General features: G+C 66.9%; 12 protein-coding genes. 6 read left to right on the forward strand and 6 right to left on the reverse strand.

What is annotated here, in order from left to right; all coding sequences use genetic code 11:
* Window positions 1–404 precede the first annotated feature (404 nt).
* Together EXQ71_08520 and EXQ71_08525 are read left to right on the forward strand one after the other, a co-directional pair.
* The gene (locus tag EXQ71_08520; protein MSO87549.1) at window positions 405–2087 is read left to right on the forward strand and encodes a hypothetical protein; all 1683 of its coding nucleotides are present in this window, start codon (window positions 405–407) and stop codon (window positions 2085–2087) included.
* Window positions 2088–2143: 56 nt separating this feature from the next.
* On the forward strand, window positions 2144–2713 hold the full coding sequence (locus tag EXQ71_08525) for an ABC transporter permease (GenBank protein MSO87550.1): 570 nt from the start codon (window positions 2144–2146) through the stop codon (window positions 2711–2713).
* A 430-nt stretch (window positions 2714–3143) separates the two neighbouring features.
* Here the strand turns inward: EXQ71_08525 and EXQ71_08530 are convergent, their stop codons facing one another.
* The 6 genes from EXQ71_08530 to EXQ71_08555 form a co-directional block, all read right to left on the reverse strand.
* On the reverse strand, window positions 3144–4001 hold the full coding sequence (locus tag EXQ71_08530) for an MFS transporter (protein ID MSO87551.1): 858 nt from the start codon (window positions 3999–4001) through the stop codon (window positions 3144–3146).
* A 186-nt stretch (window positions 4002–4187) separates the two neighbouring features.
* Window positions 4188–4970: a class I SAM-dependent methyltransferase gene (locus EXQ71_08535; protein MSO87552.1), complete on the reverse strand. Its 783-nt coding sequence runs from the start codon at window positions 4968–4970 to the stop codon at window positions 4188–4190.
* Window positions 4971–5025: 55 nt separating this feature from the next.
* Complete coding sequence (locus EXQ71_08540) at window positions 5026–5601, reverse strand: histidine phosphatase family protein (GenBank protein MSO87553.1); 576 nt, start codon at window positions 5599–5601, stop codon at window positions 5026–5028.
* A 7-nt stretch (window positions 5602–5608) separates the two neighbouring features.
* A complete protein-coding gene (locus tag EXQ71_08545) occupies window positions 5609–6148 on the reverse strand; it encodes a hypothetical protein (GenBank protein MSO87554.1) in 540 nt (179 codons plus the stop codon).
* On the reverse strand, window positions 6102–6842 hold the full coding sequence (locus tag EXQ71_08550; protein MSO87555.1) for a hypothetical protein: 741 nt from the start codon (window positions 6840–6842) through the stop codon (window positions 6102–6104). The genes EXQ71_08545 and EXQ71_08550 overlap by 47 nt, the downstream gene beginning before the upstream one ends.
* Window positions 6843–6856: 14 nt before the next feature.
* Window positions 6857–9046: a hypothetical protein gene (locus EXQ71_08555; GenBank protein MSO87556.1), complete on the reverse strand. Its 2190-nt coding sequence runs from the start codon at window positions 9044–9046 to the stop codon at window positions 6857–6859.
* A gap of 104 nt (window positions 9047–9150) precedes the next feature.
* Here EXQ71_08555 and EXQ71_08560 point away from each other — a divergent pair, with 104 nt between their 5' ends.
* The 4 genes from EXQ71_08560 to EXQ71_08575 are packed head-to-tail and all read left to right on the forward strand — an operon-like array spanning window position 9151 to window position 14855.
* Window positions 9151–10086: a TIGR03621 family F420-dependent LLM class oxidoreductase gene (locus EXQ71_08560; protein ID MSO87557.1), complete on the forward strand. Its 936-nt coding sequence runs from the start codon at window positions 9151–9153 to the stop codon at window positions 10084–10086.
* 8 nt (window positions 10087–10094) lie between these two features.
* Window positions 10095–11126 carry a Gfo/Idh/MocA family oxidoreductase gene (locus tag EXQ71_08565; protein ID MSO87558.1) on the forward strand — a complete coding sequence of 344 codons (1032 nt, stop codon included), beginning with the start codon at window positions 10095–10097 and terminating at the stop codon, window positions 11124–11126.
* Window positions 10798–12954 (forward strand): ABC transporter ATP-binding protein, encoded by a 2157-nt coding sequence (locus EXQ71_08570; GenBank protein MSO87559.1) that lies wholly within the window; start codon window positions 10798–10800, stop codon window positions 12952–12954. Before EXQ71_08565 ends, EXQ71_08570 begins: the two co-directional genes overlap by 329 nt.
* The gene (locus tag EXQ71_08575; protein MSO87560.1) at window positions 12951–14855 is read left to right on the forward strand and encodes an ABC transporter ATP-binding protein; all 1905 of its coding nucleotides are present in this window, start codon (window positions 12951–12953) and stop codon (window positions 14853–14855) included. Before EXQ71_08570 ends, EXQ71_08575 begins: the two co-directional genes overlap by 4 nt.
* Window positions 14856–14870: the final 15 nt, after the last annotated feature.

Consider the following 14870-nt stretch of genomic DNA (forward strand, 5'->3'; position numbering starts at 1 on the left):
TCTGGGCTGTTTCCCCTGGTCGGAGAATCGGCGGACCGTGTTCCCCGCTGGCGTGGCGCGCATCGAGCGGGAGGCCGGATGGCCAGCATCGAGCGACGACCCAATGGGCGGTGGCGGGCCTGGTACCGGCCTCCCAGGCCGATCACCAACCGGCGTCCGCCCAAGTCTCTCCGATCTGGGGCGCACTGACGGCAGGGATGCTGGCACCTTCAGAGAAGGGCAGCGAGGATCAGGAAGACAGCCCGCTCGACACTCACCCGGGTCGTGAGGCATGGGACCAGGCGGACCTTCTGGCCTAGTTGTCGCCGAGGTGGTGGAGGCCTTCTCGGGGGACGGGTGCTAGCACCCTCCAAGAGTGCACCCCTGTTGTGTTGAGATGATCCGGTGACCTCGCTGGATCAGTCGTGAGCGCGACCTGGGCGCTCTCGCGCTCGATGCTGCGTCGCCAGGGCTTGGCGCTGCTCGTCGTGGCGATCCTCGGAGGGCTCGGTCTGGGGCTGGCGATGACGGCCGCGAACGGCGCTCGGCGGGCCGACACCGCGTACACCCGGTTGAGGCAGGCAACGCTCGCTCCCGATGTGTTGCTCGACGGGACCGAGCTCGATGACGGAGACGTGCGGACGCTGGGGGCGATCCCGGAGGTGACCGGCGTAGCTCGGTTCACCTACACGCCGGTCACGCCTAGCTCGTTGAGACCAGGGGTGGACGGCGGGGCGTTCGTCGGTCTCGACCCCGACATCCTGGCTCGGGTGTATCGGCCCCTCGTCCTCAGCGGTCGACTCGCAGATCCAGGAGCCAGCGACGAGGTCGTCGTCAACGAGGCCCTCGCCGAGGCAGCCGGCCTGCGGGCCGGCCAGCGGGTCGAGCTTGTCTCCGGCTTCGAGGAGTCGAGCCCGATCGGTGAGGCGACGGTCGTCGGTGTGGTGCGGGGCATCTTCGATGTGGGTGCCAACTCCGGGAACCCCTCGATGCTGCTCAGCAAGGCCTTCCTCGATGCGCGTGAAGAGCAGCTAGAGCTAGGTCCCCAGCCGTCGGTGCTCGTCCGCCTCGACGGGGGCGACGAGGAACTGCTGGCCTTCCTTCGCGCGGCGAGCACGGCGCTGGGTCGCAACGTGGTTGCACAGGCCTCCGGCGACGAGGAGGCCACCAGCACGGAGCGGACCCTCGCGGTGCAGACGATCGGGCTCGGCCTCCTCGCCGCCGTCGCCGGTCTCGCCACGTTGGCCGCCGTGGTGCAGGCCCTCAGCCGCCTCATCGATCGAGCGTTGATCGACCTGCCGGTCCTCGTGGCGATCGGTGTTCGGCCGCGCCAGCGGATCACGCTGGGTGGGGTCCTTGCCCTGCCGGTCGTCGCCGTCAGCGGCCTGGTTGCCGCCGGGTTGGCGTTCCTGGCCTCCCCGCTCATCCCCACAGGCTTTGCTCGCGCCGCCGATCCCATCAGGGGCCTTCATCTCGATGCCATCGTCGTTGCGGGCGCGGTCGCGCTCTGGGCGCTCGCCGTTGGCGGGGCGTGTGTCGCCTTGGCGTGGTGGCATCGCGACAAGGCCGACCGAGAACACCGAGCCGTGCGCACACGGCGGCTGCTCCGGTCGCTGCCGCCCCGCGTCCGCCTCGGCGGTGACGCGGCGCTCGTTCCGTTCAGCAGTCGCGGTGGGGTGGCCTCGCGATCCGCCTTGGTGGCCTGCGTGATCAGCGTTGCGGGGGTGGTGGCGATCGCCACCTTCGGGGCCTCGCTGGCGCACCTGCTCGACACTGCCTCGTTGCAGGGCTGGAGCTTCGACGCCGTCATCGACAGCGGCGATGCTGACCTCGACTCCTTCCGACGATCACTTGCGCCGCTGATGGAGGACGATGCGGTCGGCGAGGTTGCGTGGGTTGCGGTGGTCGAGATCGAGATCGACGGCCACGCGTTCGAGGCCTATGCGTTCGATCCCGACGGCGGACGTCTGCATCCGACGATGCGATCCGGTCGCCCTCCACTGGCCGACGATGAGATCGCGCTGGGCGCGGACCTCCTGCGCGGAGGAGACCTCTCCCTCGGAGACACCGTCAGCGTGTCCGGTCCGCTCGGGAAGCAGACCTCGTGATCGTCGGCTCAGCCACCTTCCCAGAGCTCGGGAACAATGCCGACATCGGTTCTGCAATGTCGATCACTCGGGCCACCGCCGAGCAGATCGGTGCACCTGAGTACGGCGCAGCAGCCCTGATCGACCTTGCCCCTGGAACGAGCCCAGCCGTGCTCGGCGACTACAGCCGGAGCGGTGAGCTCATCACACCGTTTCGGGTCGCCAGGGTCCGCAACCTCGAACAGGTCGGGATGCTGCCCTTCCTGCTCGCCGCCTTCGCCGCCTCAGTCGGGCTGCTCGCGGTCGGGCACGGCCTGTGGGTATCCATCAACGCTCGCCGGCGCGATCTCGCGGTGCTCGCGACGCTCGGGTTTCGGCCCCAGGACATCCGGACCATGCTCCTCTGGCAGGCCACGTTCATCGCCATCGTGGGCACGCTCCTGGGAGTCACTGTCGGGATCATCCTCGGGACCAACGCCTGGTCTGCAGTCGCTTCCTCCACGGCCGTCATCGATCAGGCCGTGGTCCCAGGAGTCGCCCTGGTCCTCATCGTCGGTGGCACCTTCCTCGGCTGCAACCTCATCGCGCTCGTCGCCGCCCGCGGCACACGCCGGACCGGCACCGCGCAGGCCCTCCAAGGCGAGTGACGTGAGCACCTGGACACGTGCAGACGTGAACGCGTTCTTGGACCCGGTTGGTGAAGTCGGGCTCGTCGGGCATGGCGCTGCTCATCGATTCCCGCCCGCGCGGACGAAGGACGTGCGCATTCACCTCTGGCTGACATTCCCCAGCGGCTCAAAGCCTCCGTGGCGCTTGGTCCTGCGATCGGGGACGCTCACGCCAGGGGCACTCCGGCAGCAACGCACGCCCGGAGGCGTGCCTCGGCTCATGAGAACCGCGGTGGATTGCTCGTGATCTCGTGCTCGGCTGGTCGGTAGCCTGGTTCGTCCTCCCTCTCATCTGCTCGTCGGTAGCGGACGTCTCAGTCGCGGGCGTACGAGTGGCCAGTCGCTCCAGCGTCGCCGCGGAAGCTGGCGGGGTGGCCACCTGGCAACCGCGCCTTCCGAGGCGACCCCTCTAGATGTCACCCAGCAGCAGGCGAGCGATCATCCGGTCGGCCTGCGCCTCGGTCTCGCCGTGTCCGGTCACCACCTGAAGGAACACGCGGCGATCGATGGCCCGCAAGACAAGCTCGGAGGTGGCCCGTACCGTGGCCTGGCGGGGAACGTCACGCAGAAGGGCAATCTCGCCGAAGCTCCCTCCGTGCCCGAGGAGTGCGCTGCGCTCCTCGGTGATCACCACCTCCGCTTCACCCGAGGCGATCACGTAGAACCGATCGCCGCTGTCGCCGGCGTGGAACACCTCCTGACCCGCCGCAATCGTCACCACCTCGGAGCACCGCGCCAACCGCTCGATCCCCCGCTCGGGCAGCGGCGCGAACAGCGCCACCGAACGGATGAGCTCGAGGCCATCGGGGGCGAGGGCGACGCGATCGATGCGCCGTAGCGCTCCGAACGAGGCGATCGCCACACTGCTCACGGAGGCCCCGAGGACGAGCAATCCGGGGCGTAGCCCGATGGTGTTGATCAGCAGCGGCATCGCCAGCGATCCCAGAGCCATCCCGGCGATGAGGGCGCTCTCGAGCGCGCCGAAGACTCGGCCCATCACCTCGTCCGATACCAGGCGTTGCATGATCGTGTAGGCGTTGATGTCGACGAGCGAGTTGCCCAGTCCCAGGATCGCCATGACGACGAGCACTGGGCCCAGCCGGGGCCACACCACGATGAGCAGCAGAGGCGCCGACCACAGCACTACGCCGACGCCGAAGTCAACGGCCAGCCGGCCCCGTGTGGCCAGCACCAGCGCTACGAACCCGCCGAGGAGAGCACCCACCCCCACCATGGCGTCAAGCACGCCGACGCTGGACTGGTCCATGCCGATGCCCTTTCGGGTGCAGCGGTCAGGCCGGGTGAAGGCCGCTCTGCTTCTCCCTCGCTTATGAGGAGAGCGACGGAGAAGCAGAAGCGACGTGCGCTTATCTTCCTCGTTCAATTCCCCTGGCGCTAGGGCCTTTTGACCCAACTTTGACCCCGGAGGGACCAACCCCCGGGCGGGCGGGCCTCAGGGGGATGTGCGCACGGCAAACAGGTCACAGGCATGGAATAGCTCCGGAATCGGACCCGCGCCAAGCCCCTGTCCGGGTCGCTCAGCAATCGGGATGTGCATGTTCCCCTGGATGAGTTCCACTTCATTGAGACCAGCGTCAGCCAGCATCGAGCGGAAGACCCCGACGTCATAGGCCATCGACATGTTCTTCCTCCTGGGGAAGATCGTGTGCACCCCCGGAGAAATCTCCACGTAGGGCCGGGACCTGTTTTCCAGCGTCGGCTCACCCGGGTAGATCGCCACCAAGGTCAGCACCGCCAGACCGCCGGGACGCAGCACCCGAGCGATCTCATGCAGGTAGTTGGCGATCCCCTGAAGCGATACGTGCATAAACACCTCATACGCGCACGCCACATCGAAGGAATCGTCGTCGTAGGGAAGGCGCACCGTTTCCGGACTCACCCCGGCGTCGGGACGGTATCGCTCGCTATGGACATCCAGCAGATCGAAACGGAAGCCGGGAAGCCGGGGCGCGTAATGGGTGTTCAACCAGTCGATGGGAACCGGCGCGATGTCGAGACCGGCATAAGTGGCATCGTCATCCAGGTACGACGCGCACTCATGGGCCAGTCTTCCGATCCCACAACCCACATCCAGAATGTCCGACGACGGCGTCATCCCAAAGTGTTGAAGCATGCGCAACTCATGGACGCCGCGTTCCAAATCAACATGCCCACCACTGCCGGTTGAATGGAGATCGGGCTCGGGTCGACGTAGGTCACCTCTTTTCCAACGCATCCTCCATCATCGTACATTCCCGTCCGTTTCGTCGAAGGCTGGGCCCCTGCGCTGATCAGTGACTTTCCAAATGGGCCGTATCGTTGAACCCCTGGAGCGACACTCGGGGCGAGGTGGCCACCCTCGTAATGGAGGCCGGAGCCACGAACGATCGCCACGCCACATCGTCGCCCACGCCCAGAGCCCAGGCCATGGCCGCCTTGATCGGCGATACGTGGGTGACCACCACCACATCCGAGCCCGCCGCCGACGCTGCGAGATCTTCCGCCGCCGCTCGCACCCGCACCCCCAGTTGGGCCAGGGACTCCCCTCCCCCGGGGCGAAAGTTGATGTCGGCCTGCCAGGTGGCCCATAGGGCCGGTGAAACCTCGGCGAGTGGGGTGCCATCGAGCGTGCCGTAATCCAACTCGATCCAGCGCTCATCGATCTCCACCGGAAGGCCAAAGACCGCCGCCGTCTCCTGCGCCCGTCGGAGGGGGCTCGCCACCACCCGGACCACGCCGGGAAGCGCCGCCGCCAGGGCCACCGCCTGGCGCTGCCCTAGGGCATCGAGGCCCGGATCGATCCGGCGCCCCTGCAAAAGCCCCGACGCGTTGGCCTCGGTGCGACCGTGACGAAGGATGATCAGCATGGGTCCTTCACCACGGCGGAATGATGTCTCGGCCAACCTGACCGGAGCGCAGAAACACACGGCGGCGCGCCGGTTCCTCCAGACGGAACCGGTGGTACCCCCAGCCACAGGCCGCCAACCCCACCAATTCAAACATCCCGTTCAGAGCCAACCCCCGCCCCCCCTCACCGAGGGAAGCAGTCGACCACGCCGTGCCGAAGAACGGCCACCAGAACGCCTGCGTGTCGGCCCAGGCCCCGTCGAGCACCAGATGAAGCAGCATGCCAATCGGCAGACCCAACCAGCGCCGCTGCCGCCGACGCTGACCCCTGGCGCCCAGCATGACCACCGCCAACACGATGGCCGCCCCGCTCAGGCTATGGGCCAGGCGCGGCCCCCCCAGAGGAACCTCGCCGAGGGGCACGATGCTGCCGAGGGCCACCAACCGATAGTCCACCGACGGGCTCCCAAAAACCGCCCACACAATGAGAATCGACGGGCCGACAAACCAGAACAGCACGTCAGCGCGCCAAGAGGCGACCGCACTCCTCGCAGTGGGCCGTTTCATCAGGGGAAAGTTTCTTCAGGCGATCCACCTCTACCGCCGATAGCCCGAGGTGACAACCGCCGCATGACCTCCCCACCAGTCGGGCGATCCCGATACCGCCACCTTGGGTGCGCAGCGTCTCGTATTCCGTGATCAACTCCGCATCCACCCCGCCGGATAGTTCAGCCCTCTCCGAGCGAAGCCGCCCCAGCTCACTGTCGATACTCACCTCGGCCTCAGCGATGCTGGCCCGCAACAACACCGCCGCCTCATCGCCGGCCCCCTGCGCATCGGCGAGACGAACCAGATCAGCATCCAGCGGCTCGATCTGCTCCATGAGTTCGAGTTCCTGGTCCTCCAGTTGGCTGATCCGCCGCCGGAGCGCCGCTATCTCCTCCTGCATTGTCTGCAACTCACGGGGATTGGTGACCGATCCGCTGTAGAGCGCCTTGTCGTGCTGGGCAGCCTTGTCGACCAGCGTGGAGATTCCGTCCTCGAGGCGCTGCTGATCTCGGCCCAGGTCATGGCGGCGCCCCTCCACCTCCGCCGCCTCGCGCTCGATGGTCCCCAACGCCACCATCACCTTGTCGAGTTCACCCCGGGCCGGCAGGGCCATTCGCCGGTGCACCGCCTGGTCGATCTGTGTGTCGTGCTCCTGCACCGACAAGAGAATGTCCCAGCGACTCATCGGTGCGGCTCGTTCATCACACGCCATCCTCACACATGGCGCTACTCGATCTCTTCGGGGGGAGGCGGATCGGTCGTGGAGGGCGCAGGAGGGTCGTCGGGAGGGATGGTGCTCGAGGTAGTAGAGGTAGTCGGCTCGGTGGGGATCGCGGGCCGATCCGGGCGACTGGTAGGCGGGGATACCTCGCTGCGGTAGCCCCCGCCGCTGGAGTCGAACTGGCTATCCATCACCAGATAGCGGCTCGATCGATTGCTCGGGTCGGCGTCGACAAAATCTTTCTCGGGGAGACCTTCATGCCAGGCCCGCATGTAGCGCCCCCAGATCTCGGCCGGATACGAACCCCCGGTGATACCCGTGCCCCCGATACGCACCTCGAAGTTGTCCGACGGCGAGCCGATCCACACCGCGGTGGCCATGTAGGGAGTGAACCCCACAAACCAGCCGTTACCCGCATTTTGGGCGGTGCCGGTTTTCCCCGCCGCGTGTTGGCCCGAGATGCGCGCTTTCGTGCCAGTGCCGCTCTGCACGTTTTTCTCCAGCACATCAGCGGCCAAGCGGGCCGTCTGAGCCGAGGAGGCCCTACGAGGATTAGGGGCGTGGGCCAACACCACCTTCCCTTCCGGATCCTCCACGCGCTCCACGAAGTACGGCGCGTTGTACATCCCATCGGCCGCGATGGCCGCTACCGCGGCCGCCATCTCAATCGGGTGCACCCCCTCGGTGCCCAGCGGCGTGGAGACGAAACCCTCGAGGGGGGTGGTGACGCCCATGCGGCGTGCCTGCTCAACCACGTTGTCGATCCCCACGATCTGACCCAGTCGAACAAAGGCACAGTTCGACGACCGCAGGGTTTGCGAAGTGATCGTGCCGCTACCACCCCCGCTGTTGCCAAAGTTCTCCACCTTGTAGGGGTTGGGGACCATCCCGGGAATATCCGTGAAGGTGCAGGCCCCGCGGCCATTCACACTGTCGTTGAGGCTGTAGCCGCGTTCGAGAAGGGCCATCAGCACAAAAATCTTGAACGTTGAGCCGCCGGAGCGCAGCCCCTGAGTGGTCACGTTGAACTTGTACTGATCAAACCCCGCGCCGCCCACCATGGCCCGCACCGCCCCCGTGCCGGGCTCCACCGATACCACCGCCGCGGTGGCATTACGCGCCGCGCCGGTTTCCGGATTGGGGGCGAGCGGCACCAGCCCCGCTGGCGTACCAGCCGGGGCCGCCGCCGCGAGCACCTCGTTGCGGGCGTTCACCGCCAGCAACTGCGCTCGCGGCTCCAAGGTGGTGTAGATCCTCAACCCACCTCGGAATACCTGATACTCCCGCTCGGCGGGGGTAGTACCGAGTTGCGGGTCATCCAACAACTGCTGCTTGACCTCCTCGGCGAAATAATCCTCGGTCGTCGGAAGCACCTGATTGATCACGGTAGGGAGCGGTGTGGCCCCCAAATAGATCTCGTCGACATCGGTCAAGCGGCCAACCTCCACCAAGCGACCCAGAGCAACCGACCGCCGGGCCTTGGCGTCCTCGGGATGGCGGAGCGGATCAAAGGCACTGGGATTAGCGATCATCCCCGCCAGGAGCGCTGACTGCCCGATGTCGAGGTCGGCGGCACCGATGCCGAAGTAGGTCTCCGCCCCCGCCTGCACCCCGTAGGCGCCGTTACCCAGATACACCGTGTTGAGGTACCGCTCGAGAATCTCCGCCTTCGACATGACCTTCTCGAGCCGCCGAGCCAGTAAGGCCTCGCGCGCTTTGCGGCTGATGGTCTGCTCGTTGCCGTACTCCGCCTTGATCACCTGCTGGGTGATCGTCGAGCCACCCTGCACAACCCGGCCCGAGTCCACGTCCCGCACCAAAGCCCGCACCATGGCCCGCAGGTTCAGCCCTGTATGGCCGAAGAACCCGGCGTCTTCCACCGCGAGCACGGCCGCAATCGTGTCGGCTGGGATGGTGCTCAGCGCCACCGGCTGACGATCCACTTCGGCCCGAAAGGTGGTGAGCACGGAACCGTCGGAGGCATAGACGTACGAACGCTGATCGAGGGGGCTGAGCACGATCTCCCCCGCCACCGAGGTGGAGGCGTAACGCAGGTAGTGGGCGACCGGTAGCAGCGCCACAGCAACGATGGCGAGGCCGAGGCCCGCCAGCGCGGTGATCAGAGTGAAGCGGAGGAAAGATCGCACAATGAAAAGATGTTGACCATGGGCAGCCCACCCATCGTACCCATGCACCCTGGTCCATCCCCGTCACCACCGGGCATGGCCGGCGGTGAGCACCGCCAGGAACTCCTGGGCTGAACCGCCCTCGTTTCCCCCGCCCCCGGTATCGTGCCCCGGTGGCCCACGATCGACGATTCCGCTTCGGCATCCAACTCAGTACCGCCGCCTCGGGGAGCGAATGGGCTTCCGCCGCCCGGACGGCCGAGGACCTCGGGTACTCCACCCTGTTCATGCCCGATCACTTCGGCGACCAGCTGGCCCCGGTGCCTGCGTTGATGGCCGCCGCCGACGCCACCAGTGAACTTCGAATCGGTGCCTTGGTGTTCGACAACGACTACAAGCACCCGGTGGTGCTGGCGAAGGAACTCGCCACCATGGATGTGCTCTCGGACGGTCGCCTCGAAGTGGGCCTCGGGGCGGGCTGGATGAAAAGCGACTACGACCAGGCTGGCATGACCTACGACGCCCCCGGTGTGCGGGTCTCGCGTATGGAGGAAGGCATCGCCGTGATCAGGGGCTGCTTTGCCCCCGGGCCCTTCTCTTTTCAGGGCGAGCACTACACGATCACCGACTACGACGCCTTCCCCAAGCCCACCCAGACCCCCCCGCCGCTGATCATCGGGGGTGGCGCCCGACGCGTGCTGTCCATCGCCGCTCGCGAAGCCCAGATCGTGGGGATCAACCCGTCGATCCACAGCGGCGCCGTAGACGCCGCCGCGGCCCAGAACGGCGCGTCGGACGAAACCGATAAGAAGATCGGCTGGGTGAGGGAAGCCGCCGGCGACCGTTACGCCGACCTCGAGATCAACCTCTTGCAGTTCGCGGCCATCGTCACCGACGACCGGGAAGGCACCGCCGAGATGATGGCGCCCCTCTTCGGCCTCCCCGTGTCGGAACTCCACACCTACCCCCATGCGTGCATTGGCACCATCGAGGAGATCGTGGAATCCCTCCAAGCCCGCCGGGACCGGTGGGACGCCTCCTACATCGTGTTCCAGGGCGACACGATGGAGACGATGGCCCCGGTCGTGGCCAAACTTCGCGGCACCTGAACCGACCCATGACCACCCCTGCCACCGTGGATCTCGCCTTCGCCGGTGCGGGGTGGATTGCCGCCGTCCACGGCTACGCGGCGAGCCACGTGCCGGGCCTACAGATCACCAAGGTTGCGTCCCGCGACCCGGCCCGCGCGAGCGCGGCGGCTGAACGAATGGGGGCCGAGCCCTGCACCTACGCCGAGCTCCCCGCCGATGCTCACGGGGTGGTGGTGTGCACTCCTCCTGCCCTCCACCTCAACCACGCCCTGCACGCCATTGAGCGCGGGGCGGGAGTGCTCATCGAAAAACCGTTGTGCACCACCCTGGCCGACGCCGATGCACTCGTGGCCGCCGCGGCCACCGGCGGTCAGATCGCCTACGGGGAAAACCTGCTCCATGCCCCCATCGTGCGCCTCGCCCTGACCCACACCGCCCAGTTGCAGGCCATCGATCTGGTGGAAGTGCGGGCCCTCCAAGGGCGCCCGTCCTGGGGCGATTTTCTCAACGAGGACTGGGGTGGCGGTGTGCTCTTCGACCTCGGCGTACACCCCCTCGCCGTGGCCCTGGTGCTGGCCGCCCCGGCGGTACCAGTGGAGGTACGAGCCACGCTCGTCGGCGCAGCAGACCACCCGGTAGACGAGCACGCCGAGGTGACGATCCACTTCGACACCGGCCTGCTCGCCCGGGTCACCGCTAGTTGGCGCCACGCCGATTCCCCCCTCTGGGATGCCCAGATATCAGCCCCTGATGGGGTGGTGCGGATGGAACTGCTCCCCCGCGCGCTCCTCGAACGCAACGGCGTGGAGGTGCCCCTCCCCGGCACCAGCCAGGGGGTACCGGCTCAACTCGAAGAATTCGGCTACCTCCAGCAGATCGAATCCTTCGCCCTCGACCTCCAAGAGCACCGAGCACCGACGCTTGGCCCCGCCTTCGGGCGCTCGGTCCTCGACCTTGTCTGTGCTGCCTACGCCTCCGCCGGTCAAGCCAGCGCTTGGGTGGACCTCCCCTTTCGCGGCTCACGCCACCAGACCCCGCTGCAACTCTGGCGAGGTTGAGGATGCCCACCGCCCGCCTCGGCGGTCATGCGAGATTTGTAACACCATCCAGATAGGTTCAGAGGCCGTGACAACAGCCGATTCCAAGCCAGGGATGATGCGCCGTGGCGGTGCGCTCCTCTGGTTGTCTGTGCGAGCCCAGGCTGGCCCGTTCGCGCTCGCCATCGTGGGGGCCACATTGTTTGCCGTCATGGCGGTCGGCGGCACCGTGGTGATCGGCCGAATAACCGACAAGGTAATCATCCCGGCCTTCGAGGAGGGGGGCGTGTCGAACCGTGCCGTCGCCCTGGCTGCCGCCGCGGTGATCGCCGCCTCGCTCCTGCGGATCGTGGGCGTGGTACTGCGCCGCTACTTCGGCCAGATGGCCCAGCGGCGCATGCAGATGCTGTGGTTCAAACGGGTAACGGACCGCTACCTCGCCGTGCCCCTCAGTTGGTTCGATGATCAGCCCACCGGCCAACTACTCGCCCATGCCGACGCCGACTGCGAACGATCCACCATCGCCATGCAGCCGTTGCCGTTCTCCATCGGGGTGCTCATCATCATCATCATCTCGATGACCCTGCTGGCCTTCGTGGATCCCGTGCTGTTAGCGGTGGCGGTCGGCCTGTTTCCCGGCCTGGCCCTGATCAACAAGGCCTATACCAAGCGGGTGGAGGGCCCCGCCGCCGCCACCCAGGCCCGGGTGGGCGACGTGTCGGCCGTGGCCCATGAGAGCTTCGAAGGCACCCTGCTGGTAAAGACGCTCGGCCTCGAGGCCCGCGAAGTGGCTCGCCTCAAGGACAAAGCCGACCAACTCCGTCAGGAGCGGCTCATCGTAGGTCGTCTGCGAGCCGGGTTCGAACCGGGGCTCGACGCCTTGCCCAGCCTGGGGACGATCGCTCTGCTCTGGCTCGGGGCGGGACGACTCGCCAGTGGTGCCATCACCACCGGGCAACTTGTGCAGGCCATGGTGCTCTTTGGTATTTTGGCCTTTCCTTTTCGCATCGTGGGCTTCCTCCTCGAGGAGCTACCACGGGCAGTGGTGGCCAACGATCGGGTGCAGCAAGTGCTCGTCGCTCCCAAACGGTTGCTGCCCACCACCGTCGTGGCTCTCCCGGCCGGCCCGCTGGATGTGGTGCTCGATGCGGTGAGCTTTACCCACGGCCCCGACGCGGTGCTCCATGACGTCTCAGCCCGCGTCGCCCCCGGCGAGGTGGTGGCGCTGGTGGGCGCCACCGGTTCCGGCAAGAGCACGCTGTGCAGCCTCATCGCCCACCTGATGGACCCCGATACCGGATCGGTCCTCATCGGCGGCGTACCTCTACCCGAAACCGACCCGGTCGAATTCCACCGCACCACCGCCTTGGTGTTCCAGGAGAGTTTCCTCTTCTCCGACTCGGTGCGAGAGAACCTCTCCCTCGGTGAGGACATCGACGACAACGTGATCTTCGCCGCCCTCGACATCGCCAAAGCCCGCAGCTTCGTGGAACGACTGCCCCATGGGCTCGACGAGAAACTCGGTGAACGGGGGGTCACCCTGTCGGGCGGCCAACGCCAGCGCCTTTCCCTGGCCCGCGCCTTGCTGCGGCAACCCCGCGTCCTCCTGCTCGATGATGCGACCTCGGCGGTAGACGCCACCGTGGAGCGGGCCATCCTTGACGGATTACGCCACTCGGTGGCCGCCACCACCGTCATCGTGGCCCATCGGATCTCCACCATCGCGCTGGCCGATCGCGTCCTCATGCTCGATGGCGGCCGCATCACTGCGGAGGGCACCCACCACGAACTCCTGCACCAGCCCGCCTACGCCGCGTTGGTGCAGGCGTATGAACAGGCCCCGCTATGAGCCATCCCGAAGAGGACCTGGGGGAACTGGAGGAACTCGACGCCATCGTGGATGTGCTCGTGGATTCGGCTCCCCCCGGAAGCCACGACCAGGAACGCCGTCACAGCATCACCAGCAACGAGGAGGACGCACTTAGTGCTGCGGGCGCCATCGCGGTACTCCGGCGTGGGTTGGCCGCTACCCCCGAACTGCGCCAAGGGGTGGCCCTCACCCTCGCGCTGGCGGTGGCCACCGCCATCGGCAAACTCGCTGTACCCATTCTCATCCAGCAGATCCTCGATCGCGGGGTGTTCGGAGAAGATGGATACCGCCCGGGCTTTGTGGCCGCGGCTTGCTGCGGCGCGGCGGTGGGCATCATCGCGCTCTACTTCATCAGCCGGGCCACCTTCCTGCGACTGGTGCGTTCAGCGGAGGCAAGCCTGCTCGGTCTGCGGGTACGTACCTTCCACCACATCCAGCGGCTTTCCCTGGCCGACCACGTAGAACAGCGGCGCGGCGCCCTGGTAGCCCGGGTAACCAGCGACATCGAAACCTTGGCCCAGTTCACCGAATGGGGCGCAGTCGCCTGGATCGTGGACACCGTGCTCATTGTCACCACCGTCGCGGTGATGTTCGTCTACTCACCCCCCCTCGCCGCGGTGGCGGTCGCCGTGTTTCTGCCACTTCTCCCCGCCCTGGGGTATCTGCAGCGCCGCCAACTGGCGGCCTACGACGAACTGCGTACCGCCGTAGGGGGCACACTGTCGGAGGTATCCGAACTCGTGACCGGCGCCTCAGTGGTGCAGGCCTACGGGTTGCAGCGTCGTACGCGCCGGCGTCTCGATCGGGCGGCCCGAACGCAGTACAAGGCCCAAATGGGGGCGGCGAAATGGTTCGCCATCATGTTCCCGCTGTCGGACTTCTTCGGTGCCCTGGCCCTGGCGACGGTCATCTCCGTGGGCGCCCTCAACGGACCCGCCTGGGGGCTCGACCTGGGCAAACTCGTGGCCTTTGTGTTCCTCGTGAACCTGCTGCTCGCCCCCATCGCCGAACTGAGCGAGATCCTTGACCAAACCCAAACCGCTATTGCGGGTTGGCGGAAGATTCTTGGGGTCCTCGCCACGCCGATCGACGTCACGGAACCGGAGAACGGCATCACCCTGCCCACCGGTCCCCTGGCGGTGGATTTCGAAGACCTTCGGTTCACCTACCGGACCGGCGACGAAGTGCTTCGGGGCATCAACCTGCACCTCCCGGCGGGGGCCTATGTGGCGGTGGTGGGCGAAACCGGTTCGGGCAAGACGACCATCGCCAAACTCCTCTGCCGTCTAGCCGACCCCACCGCCGGTACCCTGCGGGTCGGGGGCACCCACCTCCGCCAGGTGGCCCCGGAGTCGCGTCGATCGGCGATTCGCATGGTGCCGCAAGACGGCTTTCTCTTCGATACGACCATTGCGGAAAATGTGCGGGTCGGCACGCCCGAGACGAGCGACGAGGCAATCCAGTCCGCCTTCGACTCCCTCGGGCTCGGCGGCTGGCTGGAGGACGTCCCCGGTGGGCTCCACGCGCCAGTGGGCGAACGCGGCGGCAGCCTGTCGATGGGCGAGCGCCAACTGGTAGCCCTCGCCCGGGCGCAACTCGGAAACCCCGGCCTGCTGGTACTCGACGAAGCCACCTCGTCGGTGGACCCAAAGACTGAACAAGCCCTTGCCGAGGCGCTCGAGCGGTTGACGGCCGGACGCACGGTGGTGAACATCGCCCATCGCCTCTCCTCCGCCGAACGAGCGGACCTGGTGGTGGTGGTGGACAACGGCAACGTGGTGGAAACCGGCACCCATGCCGAATTGGTCGCCGCCGGCGGCACCTACGCGGCGCTCTACTCGAGTTGGCTCGGAAACACGAGGGTGCTGCGCGACGGCTGAAGTGGCAGGCTCACT

The sequence above is a fragment of the Acidimicrobiia bacterium genome (assembly GCA_009694375.1).
GTDB lineage: Bacteria > Actinomycetota > Acidimicrobiia > Acidimicrobiales > VFJN01 > VFJN01.